Genomic DNA, 25079 nt, shown 5'->3' on the forward strand with positions numbered 1-25079 from the left:
GTGGTGTCATCCTGGCGTGTTGACCAGAGTCTGAATAGGGGCAAATGGGCGAATAACGATGGGATTGGGCCAACAGGGTTAAGTCCTGCGATGAAGCAGGGGAGTGTCATATTGCTTTCCCATACCGGAGATATTTACCACACGATAGCCAGGAGAGGTTATATCTTCAGCCAGTAACATCAATGAGCGATTCCGGAAAAATTGGTGATATAAAAATCCGAACATCTTTTCTAAATTTCCCATCTTATTTAACGAACAACAGATGAAATAAAGAAATATAAGGATTTAAAGAGGTGCTGCTTTATATTGTCGTGTATGCGATGTAACGTCCTGTTTTTATCAAGGATTAAATTTGTCTTTTTGCTCTGATGATTATTGTCTCACTGATAATAGGGTTATTTGTCTTCGCCTTATGTCATTGATTTTTCGTTGTTAAGAATGTGATGCGATAAAATATAAAGTTATTTAAGATTTTTTTGTCATTTTTTCGGCCATTTACTCAATGATGGGGGAGTGGTAGTTTTCAAATACTATCTTTGCTACTCATTAAACGTTGAGCAAAATTCCATTATTTTAGTATTAACTGTTTTTATTACTCTTTAGTTTTTTCAGACTTGTTTATTATCTAAGTAACACGCTGAAATAAATTAAATGTTGTAGAAACTAACAAGGGAGTTATTTATGCAACATTTTAATAAAAATAGAATAGCTTTATTGCTTGCATCAGTATTCATATCATCCGCACCAGCAACAGGTGCCACGATTTATGTTGATGGTTCATTTCCTTATACGGCGCAATCCAACACGGGGACGCACGGGGTTAATGGCGGCAGTGAAGGCGCCGGGGCCGGGTATGTCTTATCACCGAACCTGGAATCGAGCGCGGCGGATAACAGCGTAAGCGTCGGTAGTGGCATCACAATAACCGGCGGTAATGGTGACGCGGGCGGCGACGGCGGCGACGGAATGTCCGGTAACAATGCAACCATCAGCAACAGCGGAAAGATTATTGGTGGTGAGGGTAGCTATGGCGTTAGCGGCATTGGTGCAGGCGGTGTGGGAATATCGGGTACTGACCTGTCGATAACCAATTCTCGTACCGGCTCCATCACCGGTGGCGAAGGGGATAGATATTCCGCTAGCGGTGCGGGTATCTCTGGTGACCGTCTCATGATAACCAACGATGGCGCGATTACCGGAGGCGATGGCAGTTTCGGATTTGATGGCAACGATGGTACGGGCGGCATTGGCGGCGCTGGAATATCAGGTACCGATCTGACAATTATTAATACGTACCGTATTACCGGTGGTGACGGTGATTTCAGTGGCGAGGGAGGCGATGCCATATCGGGTTCCGCGCTGACCATCACCAACAGCGGCGCTATTCTCGGCGGCGGAGGGGGATATGGCTACGATGGAGCTGAAGGTGGCAATGCCGGTGCCGGAATTACCGGCAGCAATATGGTCATTGACAATATTGCCCGTGGGTCAATTACGGGTGGCCGAGGCAATTCCGGAAGCTTAGGAGGCGATGCCATATCGGGTTCCGCTTTGACCATAACCAACGGCGGATCCATTGTCGGCGGCGAAGGAGGATATGGCTATGGAGCGCTCGGTGGCAATGCCGGGGCGGGAATATCGGGTACCGGTCTGAGAATCACCAACGGCGGATCCATTGTCGGTGGCGAAGGGGGGTTTAGCGGCGGAGGCAATGGCGGAAATGCTGGCGCTGGAATATCGGGTAGCGAGATCATCCTTGATAATTTAGCCGGAGGTTCTATTACCGGCGGTGAAGGCGGCAGTGGCGGTTCGAACGGCCTTGGCGGCGCCGGAATGCCAACCGCAGGCGGCACGGGAATACTTGGCGATAATCTGACCATCACCAACGGCGGTTCCATCACCGGTGGCAAAGGCGCCTTTGCCGGCGGCGACACGACAAGCCCAGATGGTGCAGACGGCGGCACGGCGATATCCGGTCACAACCTGACCATCAGCAATCTGGCTGGCGGCACCATCACTGGCGGAGAGGGCCATTATAGCGGCAGCAGAAATAATACGAACAGCAGCAGCGGCGGCAACGGCGGCGTCGGAATATTCGGTGACAGTCTGAGGATTAACAACAGCGGTTCTATCGTCGGGGGTAAAGGCAGTTACGGTAGCAACGGCGGCGCTGACGGTGCAGGTGGCGCAGCGATATCCGGCAGTAATCTGGCGATCATTAATAACCACGCTATTACTGGCGGTGCGCCCTACCGGAGCGGTGGCGAAGCTGGCGCGGCTCTTAGTCTTACCGGCGGCAGCAATATGCTGACGCTGAATACCGGCTCGACTATCACCGGCGATATCCGGCTGGCCGACGGTGCGACAACGTTGCAGATTGTCAGTAATGATGCAACAAGCAGAGCTATCAACGGTAATCTGACGGTGGGTCAGGCGGCAAGCGTCACGCTGGCGGAACAACCGATTGAATTTTCCGGTAATGCGTCGTTTGCTGAAGGGGCGTCGCTCACCCTTGGCGAAGGCGTCAGCCTCAAGGCGGCGTCTCTCTCTGTTGGCGATAACGCGTCGCTTAATGCCAACATTACCCACTGGGATATGCAGGACATTCTGCTGGTTGAAACCACGAACGGTATTACGGGCGCGTTTTCTTACAATAATGCCCTCGTCGCGGGCATGAGCCAACCGGACTTTGCCTATATCAACGCCGGTTCCCGGATAATTCAATACTCCCTGTACTGGAACGGTCTGGATGCCGATGCGCACGGGACGTTCACGCTTGATGAGGGCAGAACCTTCGATCTCGGCGTCGCCCTGGCTGACAATACGGCGCACCTCAACCCGGCCTGGGATGGTAAAAGCCTGACCAAAGCGGGAGAAGGCACGCTGATACTGTCAGCGGAAAATACCTATACGGGCTCGACCCAAATCAGCGAAGGGATGCTGAAGACGACGACGGCGAATGCATTCGCCAATACCTCCGGCGTAACCGTCGGCGAGGAAGGGACGCTTAACCTTAACGGCAACAGTCAGACCGTCAACGCGTTGGATAACCGTGGAACCCTGCTGATTGATGATGATGGCGTTCCGCCTTCTTCTCCGCTCAGCGTTATGCTGACGGGCGATGTGACGAACAGTGGCAATATTATTCTCAACAACAGCGCAACCAGCGCCGGGAATACGCTGACCATCAATGGCGACTATGTGGGTAACGGCGGCAACCTTTCGCTGGGCACCGTTCTCGGCGGCGACAGCAGCCTGACGGATAAGCTGGTGGTTACCGGCAACGCGACCGGCACGACCTATGTGCAGGTTAACAATGAGAATGGCTCAGGGGCGTTGCTGCATGAAGGGATTAAAATCATTGAGACCGGCAGTTCTACGGCAGATGCATTTGTACAACGAGGCCGTATCGTGGCGGGAAGCTATGAATATCACGTGAAGCAGGGTACGGCTTCCGGTAGTGACAGGAATAACTGGTATTTAACCAGTCTGACGGACACTCCTGATCCTGACGATTCCTCTGATGTTGTCGATGACGATCGGCCTGAACCGGGTGATTCCTCTGATGTTGTCAACGACGATCGGCCTGCGCCAGGTGATACCTCTGATGCAGTCCACATCTATCGCCCTGAGGCAGGAAGCTATGCCAGCAACCTGGCGGCAGCGAATACGCTGTTCAATACCCGGTTGCAGGACCGTCAGGGGGGCTCCTGGTATACCGACCCCGCCACCGGTGAACGTCATATGACCAACCTGTGGTTGCGCACGTCAGGCGGGCGCAACAAGAGCCGGATGTCTGATGATCAGAATACGTCCTCGTCCAACCGCGTTGTCGTGCAGGTCGGTGGCGCGTTGCTCCATGGCAGTTCGAATGGTACCGATAGCTATCAACTGGGCGTAATGGCGGGCTATGGTAAGCAGGATAACGATACCCATAACAGCGTGTCAGGCTACGATTCTCGTGGCGAGGTGAGCGGTTACAGTGCCGGTTTGTACGGAACCTGGTACCAGAACGCCGTCGATAAAACCGGTCTGTATGTCGATTCCTGGGTACTCTATAACTGGTTTGACAATACGGTTAAAGGCGATGAGATTGCTGACGAGAGCTACAAAAGCAAGGGGCTGACGGCGTCGCTGGAGTCGGGTTACGCTTTCCACATGGGGTCATTCACGACGGCAGGCGACATGGAAAGTAACGTCTATCTTCGTCCACAGGCGCAGGTCACCTGGATGGGCGTGAAGGCTAACGACCATACGGAGAAAAACGGCACGCGGGTTCAGGGCCAGGGCGACAACAATATTCAGACCCGTCTGGGGATGCGTCTTTACGTCAATGGCAAAAGCGCCGCGGAAAAAGGCGCTGACCGCGAGTTTGAACCCTTCATTGAGGCGAACTGGATACACAACTCGAAGCAGTATGGCGTCAGAATGAATGACACGAGTACCTCCCTGCAGGGAAGTCGAAACGTCGGTGAGGTGAAAGTGGGCGTTGAGGGACGGTTGACCCGGGATCTGAGCGTGTGGGGCAATGTGGCTCAACAAGTGGGTAATAACGGCTTTCACGACACGAGCGGCGTGCTGGGGATAAAATACCAGTTCTAGTCATACGATGTGTCCCCCGTCATCCCGGTTTTTCAGCCGGGATGACGTTTTATCGCTTACCCCACGTCGCGCGGTAAATATTCACTGAAATTTGCGAATACCTTCTCTGCTCTCACTCTGTTGTATGAACACGCGCGCAGCATTCCCACTTTCGTTTTAGTGCCGGGTGACCAGGCCACTGCCAGAGTATAGATAACTCCCTGAACTGGAGGCGTTATGAGCTGGCGACCTTTTCTTTTCCTTATTGTTAATTCATCTCCACTATTAAGCGCACCGCGCGGGCAGTTACGGCTGGTGTAGGGCCTACGTTATGTTATTTTTGAGAAGGGTTCCGTTCGCTTTTTGTTCATTGCTTCTTTGGAACTCACTCACCCGCGAACGTGTTAAGGGCGTTCTCCGCCACGCCCTTAACAATCCCGGCTCCCGGCAAGGAAAATCGCCACGTCGTGGTCCATTCGCCTTATGCCGTCTGCCTGTCGGGTCGGGGCCGAGCCTGCATCCCTGCAGGCCGTCCCCTCCGCCCGCATCCCTGCGGGCGGACCCGGTCAGCCGTCAACGGCTCATCGATTTTCACGCCGGACCAACGGCATCGCTTCGATTCTCTGCCTTTCAGATAGCTTCTTTTCGCTTTGAGTAACAGTGTTGTAGGTCTGATAAGCGCAGCGCCATCAGGCATGTCATGACTGAGTTTCAGTAATTGCCGGATGACGGCTGACGCCTTATCCGGCCTACGGTTGTGCCATTTCGTCGTGCTGTAGGCCTGATAAGCGCAGCGCCATCAGGCATGACATGGCTGCGTTTCAGTAATTGCCGGATGACGGCTGACGCCTTATCCGGCCTACGGTTGTGCCATTTCGTCGTGTTGTAGGCCTGATAAGCGTAGCGTCATCAGGCATGACATGGCTGAGTTTCAGTAATTGCCGGATGACGGCTGGTGCCTTATCCGGCCTACGGTTGTGCCATTTCGTCGTGTTGTAGGCCTGATAAGCGTAGCGCCATCAGGCATGACATGGTTGAGTTTCAGTAATTGCCGGATGACGGCATAAATGCCTTATCCGGCCTACGGTTGTGCCGTTTCGTCGTGTTGTAGGCCTGATAAGCGCAGCGCCATCAGGCGTGTCATGACTGCGTTTCAGTAATTGCCGGATGACGGCATGAATGCCTTATCCGGCCTACGGTTGTGCCGTTTCGTCGTTTTGTAGGCCTGATAAGCGCAGCGCCATCAGGCATGACATCGCTGAGTTTCAGTAATTGCCGGATGACGGCTGACGCCTTATCCGGCCTATGGTTGTGTTGTTTCGTCGTGCTGTAGGCCTGATAAGCGCAGCGCCATCAGGCATGACATCGCTGAGTTTCAGTTGCAACTGCCGGATGACGGCATAAATGCCTTATCCGGCCTACGATGCTACAAAACAACGAAAGCCTACCCCGCATCCGCCAGTACAAACATGCCATACGGGTGGATTTCGAGGAAATACTGCTCGCCAGTATCCGGTTGCAGGCGAGTGGCATTGACCTGCAACAGAATTTCCTGCCCGTGCCACTCCACCGTCACCTCATACTGTGGCCCCATATAGGCCACATGACGAATCACACAGCGCTGACTCTCCTCACCGCGATCGCTTAAGGTAATCGCTTCCGGACGTACGCCCACGGTGCCATTCCCCTGAGAGGCAAAGTGCGCGGGGCGGGGCAGACGATAGCCGTAGATATCGACCGCGTCCTCGCTGAAATGGGCCGGGAACAGGTTGGCGTCGCCCATGAAGCTGGCCATAAAGCGGGACGCAGGCTGACGATAGAGATCCTGCGGCGAACCTATCTGCATGATATGTCCCTTGTTCATCACCAGCACGGTGTCGGAAACCGCAAAGGCTTCGCTTTGATCGTGGGTAACGTACAGTGAGGTGATATCAAACTGCTTTTGCAGCTCGCGGATCTTATCGCGCATGCTGCGGCGCAGGTTGGCGTCGAGGTTGCTCAGCGGTTCGTCAAACAGCAGCACCTTCGGTTTAAGGATCAGCGCACGCGCCAGCGCCACGCGCTGCTGTTGGCCGCCGGAGATCTGATCCACATAGCGGTCCTCGAATCCTTCCAGATCGACCATCGCCAGCGCCTCTTTCACCCGCGTCTTCACATCGGCACGCGACACGCCCAGCATCTTCAGACCGTAGCCGACGTTTTCTCCCAGCGACATATGCGGGAACAGGGCATACGACTGGAACACCATGCAGATATCGCGCTGCTGAATAGAACGATGGGTGACGTCCTCGCCATCAATAAAAATCTGTCCTTCGCTCGGTTTTTCCAGACCGGCGACCAGGCGCAGAATGGTGGTTTTGCCACAGCCGGACGGGCCGAGCAGCGTCACCATCTGTCCTTGCGGGATGGTGAGATTGATATTGTCGATGACCGTGTTACTGCCGAATCGTTTGGTGACGTTGCGCAGTTCAACGAAATTTTTCTGACTCATAGTGCGCTCCATTACGCCTGGTTTTTGGCTTTGGACCGGGAAATACGCGCTTCCCCAATCAGCCAGTCAAAGATGAAAATAATCGCCAGCATCACCACGATCAGAATCGACCCGTAGGCAATCGCCACGCCGTATTCGCCGTCTTCCACGCGGTTCAGAATGTAGGCCGTTGCCACACGGGTGTCCGGGGTGACGAGGAAGACAATGGCGCTGACGGTCGTGATGGCGCGCACGAAGCTGTAGATCAGCGCCGAGAGAATCGCCGGGCGCAGCAGCGGCAGCAGAATATGCGTGATGGTGCGTAAGCTTCCGGCGCGCAGACTGAGCGAGGCTTCATCCAGTGATTTGTCGATCTGGCCGAGTCCGGCGATCCCGGCGCGAATACCGACCGGCACGTTACGCATCACCATTGAGATAATGACAATCGCCGCGGTGCCGGTGAGGTATACCGGGGCGCTGTTAAAGGCGAGGATGTAGGATACGCCCGCCACAGTGCCCGGTACGGCAAAGCACAGCATGGTGGTGAACTCGATGGTCTTTTTGCCTTTGAACTGCTGGCGCACCACAACCCAGGCAATCAGCAGGCCGAAGGCGGCGGTGATTGGCGCGGCAATTCCGGCATACAGCAGGGTATCGAGCAGCGAAGGCCAGGCACCGTCGCTCATCCCCTGACCAAACAGCTTGATGAAGTTATCCAGCGTCAGGGTGTAGTCCACGCCCCAGTTCACGGTGAAACTGCCGTAGAAAATACTGCCGTAGAGCAGGGCGTTAAAGGCAATCCATATCGCCAGGATCGCCACCACGCTCCAGACCAGAGTGACCGGCAGCGGCTGCACGTCGCCACGGTATGATTTCCCGGAGACGGTGACGTAAGAGCGCTTGCCAATCCACATATACTGTACGCAGAACACCAGCAGCGAGAACAGCAACAGGAAGGCGCCCAGCGTACTGGCAGCCTGGTAATCGAGCTGTGAACCGGTGATGTAGAAGTAAATTTGCGTCGCCAGCACGTCGAAGTTACCGCCGAGCACCAGTGGGTTACTGAAGTCAGCCAGCGACTGGACAATAACAATTAAGAACGCATTCGCCAGCGCCGGTTTAAGCAGCGGGACAAACACGCCGTTAAACGTCTGCCAGCGACTGGCGCGCAGGGTGTATGACGCTTCTTCCAGCGACGGGTGAATGGTTTTGATCGCGCCGTCAAGGATCATAAACGCCATTGGGGTAAACGCCAGCACCTGCGCCAGCCAGATACCGGTAAACCCGTACAGCCAGTTGGTATTGGTCAGCCCGAACCACTCCACCATCAGTTCGGTTACGTAGCCAGAACGGCCCATCATCAGCGTAACGCCCAGCCCCACGACAAACGGCGGCGTGACGATCGGCAGGATTGAGAAGATACGGCCGATAACGGCGCTGCGTTGGGCGATACGGGTGGTGTAAATCGCCAGCACCAGGCCGAAGAAGGTGCAGCCGACGCCCACGGCAATTGACAGGGCGATCGAGTTGAGGATCACCTGAATGATATGCGCCTGAGACAGCACATTCATAAACGCCAGCGGCGCGAATGCTCCGGCGTCGTTGGTGAACATGGGGATGAAAATGGCAATGCTCGGCCAGACGATAAAGATGCCGATGAGCGCCACGATAGTGACCAGCGAGCCGATCACAAACCGGTCGCCGCCCAGCCATTCGAGGCGGGTCAGCGCCAGGGTCATGATCGCGCCCAGTGCGACAAATAGCACGATGGTGGCGTAGCCTAAACCACGTCCTTCAACGGTCGCGCTGATGACGATAAAGGCGATGCACAAAAACGCCCAACTGGCGTCGAGGTAGTGGCGGCTACGCTGTTCGCGTCTGGCTTCGTGGAACGGACGAACCAGTAGCAGGCTCGGCAGCAGATACCATAGCCAACTGATATTGAACTGTGACCAGCCGTAGGCCTCGAGGATTTCATCGCCCGTGGACTCCAGCAGACCGTAATCCAGGCTCCAGCTCGGCAACAGGACGAATGCCAGCCAGCCGAGTAAAACCCAAAGGAATATCGCATCCCGCTTTTTCACGGGATGGAGTGCAAGTGTGTGTGACATACGTTTTCCGGTGTTCAATCCCGAACAGGCCGGATAAGCGTGAGCGCCATCCGGCATTCAGGGTGACGATGATTGCCGGGTGGCGGCATTGCCTTACCCGGCCTACGTAACCTTAACGTCAGGAAGTCATCGTGTGGGTTTATTTACCCATCTTCACTTCGCTAACCCATTTATTGATCAACGCCTTACGGACGTCAGTTGAGCCGTATTTATCCATGTCGTAGTTGATAAGCTTCAGGTCGTCGAGTTTCAGCGAGTTCGGCGAGGTTTCGGCGGTGGTGTTGGTCAGGATCTGATAGGACTTGCCTTTCTTCCACGCCAGCTCCTGTGCGTCTTTCGACAGTACCCAGTCGACGAACAGTTTGGCGTTGTCGAGGTTGCGCGCCCCTTTCAGGATGCTGACGCCGCCGATCTCATAGCCGGTACCTTCACACGGAGAAATCAGCTCCAGCGGCGCGCCCTGTTCTTTTTCCAGCGAGTAGTCGTGCAGGAAGCCGATGCCGATGGCCGTTTCACCACGCGCGGCGTTACGTGCCGGGGCAATACCGGATTTGGTGTACTGTGAGACGTTGGCGTTCAGCTGTTTCAGGTAATCAAAGGCCTGATCTTCACCCCACAGTTGGGCGAACGTTGCCAGTGCGGTGTAGGCCGTGCCGGAGCTTTGCGGATCGGCAATCTGAATTTCGCCTTTGTATTCCGGTTTGGTCAGATCTTTCCAGCATTTCGGCACCGGCAGGTTTTTCTCTTTCAGGCGCTGGGTGTTGACGCCGAAGCCGAGGATCCCCACGTAGACCGCCGATGAGAGGTTGCCCTTCACTTTCGCTGGATCGCGGAATTTTTCCATCACCTGTTCCAGGTTCGGGGATTTGTACGGCTGCAGCAGACCCATTTCACCGGCCTGTGACTGCGGGTCCAGCGTGCCGCCGTACCAGACGTCAGCCTGCGGGTTTTTCTTCTCGGCATCGACCTTCGCCAGCGTGCTGCCGGAACCGTTGCGGATAAACGACGTTTTCACGTCATATTTTTCGCCAAAGGCTTTGGTTTCCGCTTCGCACATCTCGTTGGTGGCGCTGCAATACACCACCAGACGACCTTTGGCGTGCGCCGCGCCCGATAAGGTCGCCAGCGCAACGGCGGAGGCAATCAGAGTAGAGGTAAGGGTCATTTTCATTGTTTTATCCTTTGACTGAGAGTGGTGGTGATGCCCGCCATCAGCAGCGGCATCAGCAGTAAACCCATAAGTACCGCGACGACCGAGAGCAAACTGAACATTCCCGACCAGCCGTAGCGTTCAATGACCAGCGACAGAGGCCAGCCCGCCAGCGCTGCCCCCAGATAGGCGAACAGGCCGAGAAAACCCGTGATTGAACCTGCCGCCGCTTTGTGTCCACATTCCACCGCCGCCAGGCCAATCAACATTTGTGGGCCAAAGACAAAAAAGCCCACCGTAAAGAAACAGACTGCCAGCAGGGCGTAATGATGAACCGGCGCCAGCCATAACGCGGCGACGGAGACCATCAGTCCCAGCGTAAACAGCAAAATCATTGGCGCCCGCTGACCGCTAAACAGCAGGTCCGAACCCCAGCCGGCAAACAGCGCGCCGAGGAGTCCGCCGACTTCAAACAGCATCACCGTGGCGTTGGCGCTGAGCAGGTTGACGCCGTGACTTTCCGTCAGCCAGATGTTGCCCCAGTCGTTGAGCGCAATGCGGATCAGATAGACCAGCACATACGAAACGCCCAGCAGCCAGATCATCGGGTTTTTCAGCATCGTGGTACGCAGCATTTGCCACAGCCCCATCGGCGGGCTCTGCTGCTCCTGGCGCAGTTCCAGCGGATCGTTACGCCAGTGGCCGACGGACGGTAACCCCTCTTCCTGGGGCGTGCCTTTCAGTTGCAGCGTTAACCAGACTCCCAGAGCCATGCTGATTACCCCTGGCATCAGCATCGCGGCCTGCCAGCCCCACCAGTGAGCGGCGAAGGCGCTAATGAGCGGGATAATCGCCCCGCCAATGTTGATAGACATATTCCAGCAGCCCCACCAGAAACCGCGTTCGTTGCGCGAGTACCAGTGGGTCAGCAGGCGAGCGCAGGGAGGCCATCCCCAGCCCTGAAAAAATCCGTTGAGCGTCCAGACCGCCAGCAGCAGCGTCAGCGACTCGCCAAAGGCAAACACCACGTTCAGCAGGCCGGTCGCGAACAGGCCAACGCCCATAAACCCACGCTGTCCGTGGCTGTCATGCCACAGCCCGGCGGTAAATTTCGACAGGCCGTAGGTCAGATAAAACAGGGAACCCAGCAGCCCAATGTCGCTTTTATCCAGCCCAAGATCGGTTTGCAGCGCTGGCAGCACGTAGTTCACGCTTTTACGCGTCAGATAAAACGCGGCGTAACCGATAACCATGCACATCAGCAGTCGCGGACGCAGCGTGCGGTAACGTTGATTGATTTCAGTTGCTGCGCCTGCGTGCATAGCCGTCTCCGTTTTGCTGACTATAAGAAAGAGAAATCAAAAGGGGATGAGAGAAAGTCCGGAGTGACTAAGACTTTTTCCTGGTCAGAAGGCGATTTGTTGCAAATTTGTGGGCAAGTTAACACTTACCCGCGTACCGTGCCGCGACTCCAGCGCCAGTTCGCCCCCGAGGGCGCTGACCCGCTCGCGCATCCCCTGAATGCCAAAACCGGCTATTTTGTCGGCACTGATCCCCACGCCATTGTCAGTCACGTCCAGATGCAGCACCTCTCCCTGCTGGCGCAGGACAATCCGTACCTCGCTGGCTCCGGCGTGTTTACAGACGTTGTTGAGTAACTCCTGTAACAACCGGTAAAGCGTGAAGCGCACCGTTTCATTCTCGGGCGTGGCGGTGAGTTGATAATCAAACTGGCAGCGAATACCGCGCTCTGTAAAGGCAAACTCGTTGAGCAGATGGAGCAATGCCTCTTTGAACGACAGTTCGTCCAGCGCGGGTGGGCGAAGCTGGCGCAACAACTGGCGGGTAGAGTGGTGGATCCGGCGGGCGAGATCGTTGATCTGGCTGGCGGCGGCCTGGGCTTGCGCCGGATCGTGCGCCCGTTTCACCAGCTGCGACTGAATCTGAATGGCGGTGATGTTCTGTCCAATCTCGTCATGCAGTTCGCGCGCCAGGCTCTTGCGCGTATCCTCTTCGGTATGCACCAGCTTCTCGGCCAGCGCCCGCCGCGCCATCAGTTCCGCCTCCAGACGCTGGCGGTAATGGTGCAGGTTTTGCGCCAGATGTTGCTGACGACTGATAGCGATCCCCAGTCCAATGCCGAGCAGCGACTGGGTCGCGAGAAAGATCTCCAGTTCAACCAGGTTGCTAAACCCTATGCCTACCTGGCGGGCGATGGTGATCATCATGCTGCCCAGCAGCCCGGAGAGCACGCCGCCCTGCCAGCCGAACTTCCACGCCATCACCACATTGGGCAGAAACACCACGATCAGCAGCAGGCGCTCAATCTCTGGCGACAGCACCATCTGGGTACCAATGCCAATGATAAAAAACAGACTGCACCAGATGATTAACGAGGTACGCAACGGCGGGTTATTGGTGTCCAGCCCCAGCAGGTGATAGCGATGCTGTTGGCGCAGAAACTCGAAGATCAGATAGACAAACGGCGTCAGCAATACGCCACCGGTAAACGACGCCAGGCCGAGCAGCATCGCCGGACTTTTGACAAACGGCGACAACAGGGCAGTATTGAGCAATGAGGCCGCCGTTACCGTGGCCAGCAGCAGCGTCAGCCGCTGCCAGTAAAGGGGAAAACGGTACCAGAAGGTCTGCGCGAGACTGGCGGGAATCACGCTGATGAGCGGCGTGGCCAGCAGAATATAGCCATTGAGCAGTTGCTCACTGTGCAGCCAGAGCAGCATCAGCATCGGCGGCAGCACCAGCGCTGGCCAGTAGCGGCGCGAAAGCAGGATTAGCAGCGCCAGATAGACGCCGTGCGGCAGGAACAGCGCCGCCTGCTGACCGTTATGGGTCAGATAAAAACCGAGCGTCCACAGCATCAGCCAGCCGGTGCCCCATGCCAGCACAATAAACAGCGAGATGACGGCGTGGCGGAGATTGCGTGACATTAATGCCCCGCCAGCAGTTGGTGGTCGAGGGCGAAATGGACCAGCTCGATGGTGCTGTGACAGTTCAGTTTGCCCAGCACGTTGGCCCGATGAACATGCACCGTTTTATGGCTGAGATCGAGTTTGAAGGCGATCTCTTTAACGCTGTCGCCTTTAATCAGTAAATCAAACACTTCCCGTTCGCGCGGGGTCAGTTCCGCCAGTACCGGTGATGACGCTTCACCGCCGCGCAACGCCCGCAGGGCATCGGCACAAAGATAGTGCCCACCCAGCCCAACGGAACGGACGGCCTGCACTAACTCTTCCGGCCCGCAGCGTTTGGTCAGATAGCCGCTGGCGCCAGCATCCAGCGCGCTCTGCACGAAGGTCGGCGTGTCATAGATGCTGAGAATAATGGCGCGAAACTGTGGCCTCTGGGCCCGCAGGCGTTTCAACAGGCTCAGACCGTTTTCGTCTGGCATGGCGATATCCATCACCGCAACGTTAACGTCGTCCTGTAATAAAGCAGGCCAGGCTTCCGCCGCGCTGCTGTACTGGCCTGCAACGTCGAGGTCTTCTTCGAGACTGAGTAATTGCGCAAAGCCAGAACGCACCACCACATGGTCGTCCACCAGCACCACTCGTATCATGATTTTGCTCTCTTGCCGGATGATGGCTCTATGATGCCTGGCGCCGCTGCGCTGGCAATCAATCAGGTACAGTTATGGAATGAATGTAACAAAAACGTAATGTTTAGGGGCGCTGGGTTATGCGTTTTTCATGTCACTTTGGTAAAAGGTTCCGTTCGCTTATGTGTTTCGTACTGGGGGCGGGTGTTTTTCATGTCACTTCGGTAAAAGGTTCCGTTCGCCCTACGAGCAGTGATTCTCTGAACGTAAACCTCCCGCGAACGTGTTAAGGAGGCTCGTCGCCGCCTCCTTAACAATCCAGGCTCCCGGCGGGAAAATTGTCGCTTCGCGAATTATTCGCCCCATCCATGGGGCTCACCCCTTCGGGGCCAGCACAAGTGCTGTTCAAAATTGCTCCCGGCAATTTTGTCCTCCGCTTATTCCTTCAGGCTACCGGGTCGGGCGCGACTCAGCATCCCTGCTTCGCGCGCCCTGAACCCGCATCCCTGCGGGTTCCCCCGGCCCTCCGGAAACACGTCGGCAATTTTCAGCCGGACCCATCCACACCTGACTATCACTGCGGTTTGCTTTTTTTACAGCGAGAAGAATTTGTTTGTAGAGCAGAGAATCGAAGCGAGGCTGTTGGTCCGGCGTGAAAATCGATGAGGCGTTGACGGCTGACCGGGTCCGCCCGCAGGGATGCGGGCGGAGGGGACGGCCTGCAAGGATGCAGGCTCGGCCCCGACCCGACAGGCAGACGGCATAAGGCGAATGGACCACGACGTGGCGATTTTCCTCGCCGGGAGCCGGGATTGTTAAGGGCGTGGCGGAGAACGCCCTTAACACGTTCGCGGGTGAGTGAGTTCCAAAGAAGCAATGAACAAAAAGCGAACGGAACCCTTATCCATAGCGACATATAAGGAGATACCTCGTCGCATACGCCTTCTCCATAGCGACATATAAGGCATAGCTAAATATTGAAAATCGCTAACCATTTCCACTTTTTTTCTAAAAACGCTTTGTTCTTAGCAAGAATTTTTAATTCCTTTATCAAATCCGGCCGCAACGAAATACTGCCCCCATAACAAGACAAGGGAGCAGACAATATGGCACGTTCATCGCGTAATACACTTCTTGCCGCACTGGCATTCCTCACCTTTCAGGCGCAGGCGGTGAACGTCACCGTCGCGTATCAAACCTCCGCCGAACCGGCGAAAGTGGCGCAGGCGGATAACACCTTCGCCAAAGAAAGTGGGGCCACCGTCGACTGGCGCAAATTCGACAGCGGCGCGAGCATCGTGCGCGCCCTGGCCTCCGGCGATGTGCAGATCGGCAACCTCGGCTCCAGCCCGCTGGCGGTCGCTGCCAGTCAGCAGGTGCCGATTGAGGTTTTCCTGCTGGCGTCAAAACTCGGTAACTCTGAGGCGCTGGTGGTGAAGAAAAATATCAGCAAACCCGAGGACCTGATCGGCAAACGCATCGCCGTGCCGTTTATCTCCACCACCCACTACAGCCTGTTGGCGGCACTGAAACACTGGGGGATTAAACCCGGTCAGGTGGAGATTGTGAACCTGCAGCCGCCAGCGATTATCGCCGCCTGGCAGCGCGGGGATATTGACGGTGCTTACGTCTGGGCTCCTGCCGTTAATGCACTGGAAAAAGATGGCAAGGTGCTGACCGACTCGGAAAAAGTCGGCGAGTGGGGGGCTCCGACTCTTGATGTGTGGGTGGTGCGCAAAGACTTTGCCGAGAAGTACCCGGAAGTGGTGAAAGCCTTCGCGAAAAGCGCTATCGACGCGCAGCAGCCCTATATTGCGAATCCCGACGAATGGCTGAAACAGCCGGAGAACATCAGCAAGCTGTCGCGCCTGAGCGGCGTGCCGGAAGCCGATGTGCCGGGACTGGTGAAAGGCAATACCTATCTCACGCCTCAGCAGCAGACGGCTGAACTGACCGGACCGGTGAACAAAGCGATTATCGACACCGCGCAATTTCTGAAAGAGCAGGGCAAGGTGCCTGCGGTGGCAAGTGATTACAGCCAGTACGTCACCGATCGCTTCGTGCAATAAAGGAGGCGCTGATGCTGCAACTCTCTCATCTGTATGCCGATTACGGCGGTAAACCGGCGCTGGAAGACATTAATCTGACGCTCGACAGCGGCGAACTGCTGGTGGTGCTGGGGCCGTCGGGATGTGGCAAAACGACACTGTTGAACCTGATTGCCGGATTTGTGCCGTATCAGCATGGCAGCATTCAACTGGCAGGTAAACGCGTCGACGGACCGGGGGCGGAGCGCGGAGTGGTGTTTCAGCATGAAGGGCTGCTGCCGTGGCGCAACGTGCAGGATAACGTCGCGTTGAGCCTGCAACTGGCAGGCGTCGGGAAAGCGCAGCGTGTCAGCATCGCGCAGGAAATGTTGAAAAAAGTGGGGCTGGAAGGGGCGGGAAAACGCTTTATCTGGCAGCTTTCCGGCGGTCAGCGCCAGCGCGTCGGGATTGCTCGCGCGCTGGCGGCGAATCCACAGCTATTGCTGCTGGATGAACCCTTTGGCGCGCTGGATGCCTTTACCCGCGAACAGATGCAAACCCTGCTGCTGAAACTCTGGCATGAGACCGGCAAGCAGGTGCTGCTGATTACGCATGATATTGAAGAAGCGGTGTTTATGGCGACCGAGCTCGTGCTGCTGTCCCCAGGACCGGGTCGGGTGCTGGAGCGTTTGCCGCTAACCTTTGCCCGCCGTTTTGTGGCAGGTGAAGCGAGCCGCAGCATTAAGTCCGATCCGCAGTTTATTGCGACCCGTGAATACGTCTTAAGCCGCGTCTTTGAACAACGGGAGGCCTTCTCATGAGTGTGGTGATCAACGACAAACCGCGCCAACGGCCGCTGAAGTGGCGCTGGCCGTTCTCGCGCCAGATAACCCTGAGCCTTGCGACGCTGACGGTGATTCTGGCGGTGTGGTGGACGGTTGCGGCGCTGCAACTGATAAGCCCCCTGTTTTTGCCACCGCCTGACCAGGTGCTGCAAAAGCTTATCACCATCGCCGGTCCGCAAGGGTTTATGGATGCCACGCTGTGGCAGCATCTGGCCGCCAGCCTGACCCGCATCCTGCTGGCGCTGCTGGCCGCGGTGGCTTTCGGCATTCCGGTCGGGATTGCGATGGGGCTCAGCCCGACGCTACGCGGCATTCTCGATCCGATTATTGAGCTTTATCGTCCGGTACCTCCGCTGGCCTATTTGCCGCTGATGGTTATCTGGTTCGGGATTGGTGAAACGTCCAAGATCCTGCTGATCTACCTGGCGATTTTTGCTCCGGTCGCAATGTCTGCGTTGGCTGGCGTGAAGAGCGCGCAGCAGGTGCGGATCCGCGCCGCTCAATCGCTGGGCGCGAGCCGGGCGCAGGTGTTGTGGTGGGTTATCCTGCCAGGTGCGCTGCCGGAGATCCTCACCGGACTACGCATTGGGCTCGGCGTGGGCTGGTCAACGCTGGTCGCGGCGGAACTGATTGCGGCGACGAGGGGGTTAGGGTTTATGGTGCAGTCGGCCGGTGAGTTTCTGGCAACCGACGTGGTGCTGGCGGGGATCGCGGTGATTGCGATTATCGCCTTTATTCTGGAACTGGGTTTGCGTGCGCTTCAGCGTCGCCTGACACCCTGGCATGGAGAAGTCCAATGAGTGAACGTCTGAGCATTACCCCGTTGGGGCCGTACATCGGCGCGCAGATCGCGGGTGCGGACTTGACCCGTCCGCTGAGCGACAATCAGTTTGAGCAGCTTTACCATGCGGTGCTGCGACATCAGGTGGTGTTCCTGCGCGAACAGGCCATCACACCGCAACAGCAGCGCGCGCTGGCCCAGCGTTTTGGCGATCTGCACATTCATCCGGTTTATCCTCATGCAGAAGGCGTGGAGGAGATTATCGTGCTGGATACGCACAACGATAATCCACCGGATAACGACAACTGGCACACCGATGTCACCTTTATTGAGACACCGCCTGCCGGGGCGATTCTGGCGGCAAAGGAATTACCGTCAACCGGCGGCGATACGCTGTGGACCAGCGGCATTGCGGCGTATGAGGCGCTGTCGGAGCCGTTTCGCCAGCTGTTGAATGGCCTGCGGGCGGAACATGACTTCCGTAAATCCTTCCAGGAATACAAGTACCGTAAGACAGAAGAGGAGCATCAGCGCTGGCGTGAAGCGGTGGCGAAGCATCCGCCGCTGTTGCATCCGGTGGTGCGAACTCATCCGGTGAGCGGTAAACAGGCGCTGTTTGTCAACGAAGGCTTCACCACGCGCATTGTCGATGTGACGGAGAAAGAGAGTGAGGCGCTGCTCGGCTTCCTGTTTGCCCATATTACAAAACCAGAGTTTCAGGTGCGCTGGCGCTGGCAGCCAAATGATGTGGCTATCTGGGATAACCGCGTGACGCAGCATTATGCCAATGCCGATTACCTGCCGCAGCGGCGCATTATGCATCGGGCGACGATCCTGGGGGATAAACCTTATTTCCGTGCAGGCTGATTGCCTGATGGCGCTTTGCTTATCAGGCCTACGAAACGGTAGGGCTGATTGCCTGATGGCACTTTGCTTATCAGGCCTGTGAAACGGTAGGGCTGATTGCCTGATGGCGCTTTGCTTATCAGGCCTACGAAACGGTAGGGCTGACTGCCTGATGGCGCTTTGCTTATCAGACCTGTGAAACGGTAGGGCTGATTGCCTGATGGCGCTTTGCCTATCAGGCCTGTGAAGCGGTAGGGCTGAGTGCCTGATGGCGCTTTGCTTATCAGGCCTGTAAAACGGTAGAGCTGATTGCCTGCTGGCGCTTTGCTTATCAGGCCTGTAAAACGGTAGAGCTGATTGCCTGATGGCGCTTTGCTTATCAGGCCTGTGAACTGTAGGCCGGGTAAGGCGAAGCCACCACCCGGCAAAAATCACAGATGCTCGCCAATATAGCGCTGATAGCGATTAGCCTTCAGATACGTCAGATCCACCAGTACCAGACCATCTACGCAGTGGTTAAAATCCGGATCGCTGCCGAAATCTATAAACTGTACGCCGCCGGGTTCGCAGAGCTCTGAGTATTGCTTGTAAAGCGGAGGAATGCCGCAGCCGAGATTTCCCAGCAGCGACTTCAGCCGTGTCAAATCTTCGCCGTAGTTGTTTCCCGCAAACTGTGCCAGCACATCCGGTAGTGAAGCGGGATAGGGTTGGCGCGAGACGGCCAGCGGGTGCGTTGGCGGGAACCAGAGTCGATAGAAGGCAACTAACAGATCGCGCGCATCCGGCGGCAGTCCTCCGGAGATAGACACCGGCCCGAACAGGTAACGATATTGTGGGTAACGTGCCAGGTATGCGCCGATTCCGGACCAGAGATAATCCAGCCCGCGACGTCCCCAGTAGCGCGGCTGAATAAAGCTGCGTCCCAGCTCAATACCGTGCTGCATGATGTCCGCCATTCGCTCGTCGTAATCAAACAGACTGTGGCTGTAGAGTCCCTCCAGCCCCTGTTTTTCCAGCTGCTGCGCGCAGGGGATAAACCGGTAAGCGCCGACGATTTCGAGATCGTCCTCATCCCATAAGATCAGATGCAGATAGTCATCATCGTAGCGATCGATATCCCTGCGTTTACCGCTCCCCTCGCCGACGGCGCGAAAGGCGATTTCACGCAGTCGCCCCAGCTCGCGCAGGATCGTCGCTTCCTCCTGCCCGTTGCGCTGCCAGAGGTAAATGTGCTTGCCATCGGCGGTTCGCCCCAGACATTCCGTCCGTGCCAGCTCGCGTTTTAGTCGCGCTCTGTTTTCTGGTGGGGCGATCGTCGATTCGCTGCGAAAGACGCCTGGTCGACCTTTGCCCAGCGCGATTACGTGCGCCCGGCACTTTTCCGCCTGTTCGCGCACGCTGCTTTTGCTCGCGGACCACTGCGTCCAGGCAATTTGTTGGCCGATGCTTACGGGCAGCGTGCTGCCGCGACGGCGAAACATCTGCTGCATTAACAGCAGCAGCGTGGCGCTGGAAGAAACCAGCCCGCAGGCATAGAACAGCGGACTGTTATAGGCCTGGATATGCACCGGCAGCAGCGGCGTTCGGTACTTTTCCGCCATGCGGATAAACCCGGAGTGCCAGCGGCGTTCGGCGATCCCTTTCGGCGTCAGCCGTGAGACTTCTCCCGCCGGGAAGAAAACCAGCGCGCCGCCAGCCTGCAGGTGGGTATCCATTTGCTGTAACGATGATTTCGGCGTCCGCCCCTGAATATTGTCTACCGGGATGAACAGCGAGCGCAGGGGTTCCAGATGGGAAAGCAGTCGGTTGGTCACTACTTTGATATCACGACGCACCCGAGAGAGAGCATAGATGAGCGCCAGTCCGTCCAGCGCGCCGGTGGGGTGGTTGGCGATAATCACCAGTGGGCCATTTTCGGGGATGTTTTCGATGTGGTGCTCGGGGATTTCACAACGTATTTGCAGATGCTCCAGGACCTGTTCCACCATATCCACGCCTTTCAGATGGCGATGGCGGGCGGCAAACTGCTGGAACTCTTTTTCATACAGTACGCGCTGAAGCACTTTTTTTTGCCAGGGCGCGGTCCTCGCCTCAGGCCAAAGGTCGTTGAGTACGTTATCGAGACTAAACATAGCCGCATCTCCTTCTGTCCTGTGCTGACAGTAGAAGCGGTAAGTGTCGCTTGTATGACGCTTGAGTGACGTTTTGGGGAAGGGCCGGATGGCGAGGCCACCCGGCAAGGTAACGAAAAAATTAACGCAGGAGTTGCTTCTCGGCCAGATCCAACGCGAAGTAGCTGAAGATCAGATCCGCGCCAGCGCGTTTGATAGCGCCTAAACTTTCCAGCACCACTTTTTCTTCATCAATGGCGCCCGCCATGGCGGCGAATTTGATCATCGCATATTCACCGCTGACCTGATACGCGCCGAGGGGTAACTCGGTACGCTCGCGGATATCACGCAGCACGTCCAGATAGGCACCCGCCGGTTTCACCATCAGGCAGTCCGCACCCTGTGCTTCGTCGAGTAGCGATTCGCGAATTGCCTCGCGGCGGTTCATCGGGTTCATCTGATAGGTTTTGCGATCGCCTTTCAGCGCGGTGCCCGCCGCTTCACGGAACGGACCATAGAACGAAGAGGCAAATTTGGTGGAGTAGGACATGATGGCCGTATCGGTGAAGCCTGCGGCATCCAGCGCCTGGCGAATCGCCTGCACCTGACCATCCATTGCGGCGGAAGGGGCGATGAAATCTGCGCCTGCTGCTGCTGCGACAACGGCTTGTTTACCGAGGTTGGCAAGCGTTGCGTCGTTATCCACACCGTGCTCGCAGAGCACGCCGCAGTGACCGTGGGAGGTATATTCGCAGAAGCAGGTGTCTGACATCACGATCATTTCCGGGACGGTCTGCTTGCATATGCGTGACATCCTCGCTACCAGCCCGTCTTCCTTCCAGGCATCGCTGCCGGTGTCGTCAGTATGGTGAGAGATGCCAAAGGTCATGATGGAACGGATGCCGGCGTTAGCAATGCGCTCGATCTCGCGCGCCAGGTGTCTTTCCGGGATGCGCATGACGCCAGGCATGGCCTCAATCGCTTTGTAGTCGTCGAGTTCTTCTTCAACAAAGATCGGCAACACCAGATCGTTCAAGCTGAGTGTTGTCTCTTCAAACATGGCGCGCAGCGCTGCAGATTTGCGCAGACGGCGAGGGCGATGGATTAAGTCTGTCATGGTATGCCTGATGTTTGTGAAATTGAAGGCCATAGTATACCTGAAGCCGCGTGTGAGTGTTTTACGAAAATGGGCCTTATGGTTTTGTTTTATTGATAAATAAATGAGAGAACCTGGCAATTTTTTGATATAAATAGCTAAATATTTATATTTGAATATTTTATTACTTTATTTTGTTTATTTAAAATATCTATTTATTTAAATGAGGTTGTATTTTGACTGGTTAAGGGGTTATTTATTTGCCATTATCAATCATCGCTGCTTTAAGTATTGATGTATTATATGTATCTTGCTTTTCTGGTTTGTGTATTGTGTTGATTTATATGTGTTTTTGTGTTTTTTAGTTGAATATTTTTCTGGTTTCTGTTATTGTCTGTTTCCGGACTCCAAGGAAAGAATAATTGAACCTTTCATTGAAGACGCCGCATAATCCTCCTCGCGAAACATAATGTTTTCTATGCATTGATATTTGATGGACCAATACTATTATGTCCCTGAGGAGGGATAACAAATGCACTCCTGGAAAAAGAAACTTGTAGTCTCACAATTAGCATTAGCCTGCACTTTGGCAATCACTTCTCAGGCGAATGCTTCAACAGACATTTCTGGCACGACGTACATCACATTTAACCACTATAACGATGCCACCTATGCGGATGGTGTGTACTACGATGGTTACGTTGGCTGGAATAACTATGCCGCTGACAGCGTTTATAACGGGGATATCTATCCGGTAATCAACAACGCGACCGTTAACGGTGTGATTTCAACTTACTATCTGGATGATGGTCTTTCTACCAACACGAATAGCAACAGCCTGACGATTAAAAACAGCACTGTACACGGCATGATTACGTCTGAGTGCATGACGACCGAATGTGCAGATGGTCGTGATACGGGCTATGTTTACGATCGTCTGGCGCTGACTGTTGATAACTCAACCATCGACGACAACTACGAGCATTACACCTACAACGGTACCTATACCGACGGCACTGCTGATACGCACGTTGTTGATGTCTACGACCTGGGCACCGCGATTACGCTGGATCAGGAAGTGGATCTGGCTATCAGCAACAACTCTCACGTTGCGGGCATTACGCTGACTCAGGGGTATGAGTGGGAAGATATTGACGATAACACCGTTAGCACGGGCGTAAACAGCGGTGAGGTGTTTAACAACACGATCACAGTAACGAATTCTACCGTGACATCAGGTTCATGGTCAGATGAAGGAACTGCAGGCTGGTTCGGCAATAACAATAATGCAAGTGACTATAGCAACACTCTGACGGCTGATGACGTTGCAATTTCCGCAATTGCGAATCCGTATGCAGACAATGCGATGCAGACGACGGTCAATCTCAGCAATTCAACTCTGATGGGCGATGTTGTGTTCTCCAGCAACTTCGACGAAAACTTCTTCCCGGACGGTGCTGACAGCTATCGTGATACCGACACGACTGTCGACACTAACGGCTGGGATGGTACTGACCGCATGGATGTTACCCTGAATAATGGTAGCAAATGGGTCGGTGCGGCAATGTCTGTGCATCAGGTTGATACCGATGGTGATGGTGTCTATGACAGCGTTGCTGCCGGAACTGACGCGACGGCAACCCTGATCGACATCGCAGCCAATAGCCTGTGGCCATCGTCCACCTATGGTATTGACAATGGTGGCACCGCTTATGATGAAAATGGTCACGTTGTTGGCAACGAAGTTTATCAAAGTGGCCTGTTCAACGTCACGCTGAACGGCGGTTCTGAGTGGGATACCACCAAAACCTCTCTGATTGATACGCTGAGCATCAACAGCGGCTCTGTGGTGAATGTTGCAGATTCTTCACTGGTTTCTGACACCATTGCTCTGACCGGTGGCGCAGCGCTGAACATCAACGAAGACGGGCATGTCGCAACTGACACGCTGACGGTTGACAACAGTACCGTCACCATTGCAGATGATGTCGCTGCAGGCTGGAGCGTAGGTGATGCTGCACTGTATGCCAACACCATCAATGTGACCAATAACGGCGTGCTGGACGTAAGCAACAGCGCTGATTACGCGTTGCAAACAGATACCCTGAACCTGACCAGCACGACCGATGCGAATGGCAACGTGAATGCAGGTGTGTTTGAGATTCACAGCAACAACTATGTGCTGGATGCCGACCTGACAAACGATCGTACCGCAGACACCACGAAGTCTAACTACGGTTACGGTGTTATCGCCATGAATTCCGATGGTCACCTGACCATTAACGGCAATGGTGATGCCTACAGCGCTGACCTGTCTGAAGTGGATAACGTGGGCGACAATGTCGCTGCCGCAACCGGCAACTACAAAGTGCGTATCGACAACGCAACCGGCGAAGGCACCATCGCAGATTACAAAGACAAAGAGCTGATCTACGTTAACGATAAGAACAGCACGGCTACCTTCTCTGCAGCGAACAAAGCAGACCTGGGGGCGTACACCTATCAGGCGCAGCAGCAAGGCAACACCGTTGTGATGGAACAGATGGAGTTGACTGACTACGCTAACATGGCGCTGAGCATCCCGTCTGCTAACACCAATATCTGGAATCTGGAACAAGACACGGTTGGTACGCGTCTGACCAACTCTCGTCACGGTCTCCAGGATAATGGCGGTGCGTGGGTAAGTTACTTCGGCGGCAACTTCAACGGCGATAACGGAACCATTAACTACGATCAGGATGTCAACGGCATCATGGTGGGTGTGGATACCAAAGTTGATGGTAACAACGCGAAGTGGATCGTGGGTGCGGCGGCAGGCTTTGCGAAAGGCGATGTTAGCGATCATACCGGTAAAGTGGATCAGGACAGCCAGTCTGCCTACCTTTACTCCTCTGCTCGCTTCGCGAACAACATCTTTGTGGATGGCAGCCTGAACTATACCCACTTCAACAATGATCTGACCGCGAATATGAGCGATGGTCAGTATGTTGATGGCAGCACCTCTGCGGATGCGTGGGGCTTCGGTCTGAAACTGGGTTACGACTGGAAAGTGAGTGATGCGGGTTACGTGACTCCATACGGCAGCGTGTCTGGTTTGTTCCAGTCTGATGATGGTTATCGCCTGAGCAACGACATGCAGGTTGATGGTCAGTCCTATGACAGCATGCGTTATGAACTGGGAGTTGATGCCGGTTATACCTTCACGTACAGCGAAGATCAGGCTCTGACGCCTTACTTCAAACTGGCCTACGTGTATGACGATGCGAACAACGATGCTGATGTCAACGGCGATTCCATCGACAATGGTACTGAAGGTTCTGCGGTTCGTGTTGGACTGGGTACACAGTTCAGCTTTACCAAGAACTTTAGCGCTTATACCGATGCGAACTACCTCGGCGGTGGCGATGTTGATCAGAACTGGTCTGCAAACGCAGGGGTTAAATACACCTGGTAATCAGTCTCTTACAGGAATGTATAAGGTGTAGTTAATTAAAAAAAATGCCCG

14 protein-coding genes are annotated in these 25079 nt (G+C 55.3%); 6 read left to right on the plus strand and 8 right to left on the minus strand.

The features are described 5' to 3' along the window. Positions 1–681 precede the first annotated feature (681 nt). Positions 682–4602 carry an autotransporter outer membrane beta-barrel domain-containing protein gene (locus F384_RS01465; protein WP_052746871.1) on the plus strand — a complete coding sequence of 1307 codons (3921 nt, stop codon included), beginning with the start codon at positions 682–684 and terminating at the stop codon, positions 4600–4602. A 1423-nt stretch (positions 4603–6025) separates the two neighbouring features. Here the strand turns inward: F384_RS01465 and fbpC are convergent. From fbpC to F384_RS01495, 6 genes are all read right to left on the minus strand, one after another. Next, the gene (gene fbpC / locus F384_RS01470; RefSeq protein ID WP_046476049.1) at positions 6026–7072 is read right to left on the minus strand and encodes a ferric ABC transporter ATP-binding protein; all 1047 of its coding nucleotides are present in this window, start codon (positions 7070–7072) and stop codon (positions 6026–6028) included. An 11-nt stretch (positions 7073–7083) separates the two neighbouring features. Then, a complete protein-coding gene (locus F384_RS01475; protein WP_046476050.1) occupies positions 7084–9162 on the minus strand; it encodes an ABC transporter permease in 2079 nt (692 codons plus the stop codon). A gap of 139 nt (positions 9163–9301) precedes the next feature. After that, entirely contained in the window at positions 9302–10333 is a 1032-nt protein-coding gene (locus tag F384_RS01480; protein WP_046476053.1) for an ABC transporter substrate-binding protein, read from the minus strand. Further along, complete coding sequence (gene uhpC, locus F384_RS01485) at positions 10330–11658, minus strand: MFS transporter family glucose-6-phosphate receptor UhpC (RefSeq protein ID WP_226991653.1); 1329 nt, start codon at positions 11656–11658, stop codon at positions 10330–10332. Before uhpC ends, F384_RS01480 begins: the two co-directional genes overlap by 4 nt. 60 nt (positions 11659–11718) lie before the next feature. Continuing rightward, entirely contained in the window at positions 11719–13260 is a 1542-nt protein-coding gene (locus tag F384_RS01490; protein WP_046476057.1) for an MASE1 domain-containing protein, read from the minus strand. Next, positions 13260–13889: a response regulator transcription factor gene (locus F384_RS01495; RefSeq protein ID WP_046476059.1), complete on the minus strand. Its 630-nt coding sequence runs from the start codon at positions 13887–13889 to the stop codon at positions 13260–13262. The genes F384_RS01490 and F384_RS01495 overlap by 1 nt, the downstream gene beginning before the upstream one ends. Positions 13890–14974: 1085 nt before the next feature. Between F384_RS01495 and tauA the strand changes: the two genes are divergently transcribed. From tauA to tauD, 4 genes are read left to right on the plus strand one after another with little or no spacing between them, the layout of a single operon-like run. Further along, positions 14975–15937 (plus strand): taurine ABC transporter substrate-binding protein, encoded by a 963-nt coding sequence (gene tauA, locus F384_RS01500; protein ID WP_046476061.1) that lies wholly within the window; start codon positions 14975–14977, stop codon positions 15935–15937. An 11-nt stretch (positions 15938–15948) separates the two neighbouring features. Next, positions 15949–16716 carry a taurine ABC transporter ATP-binding subunit gene (gene tauB, locus F384_RS01505; protein ID WP_046476064.1) on the plus strand — a complete coding sequence of 256 codons (768 nt, stop codon included), beginning with the start codon at positions 15949–15951 and terminating at the stop codon, positions 16714–16716. Beyond that, positions 16713–17540: a taurine ABC transporter permease TauC gene (gene tauC / locus F384_RS01510; protein WP_046476066.1), complete on the plus strand. Its 828-nt coding sequence runs from the start codon at positions 16713–16715 to the stop codon at positions 17538–17540. Before tauB ends, tauC begins: the two co-directional genes overlap by 4 nt. Next, positions 17537–18388 carry a taurine dioxygenase gene (tauD, locus tag F384_RS01515; RefSeq protein ID WP_046476068.1) on the plus strand — a complete coding sequence of 284 codons (852 nt, stop codon included), beginning with the start codon at positions 17537–17539 and terminating at the stop codon, positions 18386–18388. Before tauC ends, tauD begins: the two co-directional genes overlap by 4 nt. Positions 18389–18798: 410 nt before the next feature. Here the strand turns inward: tauD and F384_RS01520 are convergent, their stop codons facing one another. Together F384_RS01520 and hemB are read right to left on the minus strand one after the other, a co-directional pair. Next, positions 18799–20499 (minus strand): lysophospholipid acyltransferase family protein, encoded by a 1701-nt coding sequence (locus tag F384_RS01520; protein WP_046476071.1) that lies wholly within the window; start codon positions 20497–20499, stop codon positions 18799–18801. Between the two features lie 121 nt (positions 20500–20620). Beyond that, positions 20621–21595 carry a porphobilinogen synthase gene (hemB, locus tag F384_RS01525; RefSeq protein WP_046497599.1) on the minus strand — a complete coding sequence of 325 codons (975 nt, stop codon included), beginning with the start codon at positions 21593–21595 and terminating at the stop codon, positions 20621–20623. Positions 21596–22106: 511 nt separating this feature from the next. On the opposite strand from hemB, the gene ehaB reads away from it, so the two are divergent. Next, positions 22107–25028, plus strand: a complete 2922-nt coding sequence (gene ehaB, locus F384_RS01530; protein WP_046476074.1) for an autotransporter adhesin EhaB — start codon at positions 22107–22109, stop codon at positions 25026–25028. The last annotated feature ends 51 nt before the right edge of the window (positions 25029–25079 follow it).

The organism is Citrobacter amalonaticus Y19 (genome assembly GCF_000981805.1).
Classification (GTDB): domain Bacteria; phylum Pseudomonadota; class Gammaproteobacteria; order Enterobacterales; family Enterobacteriaceae; genus Citrobacter_A; species Citrobacter_A amalonaticus_C.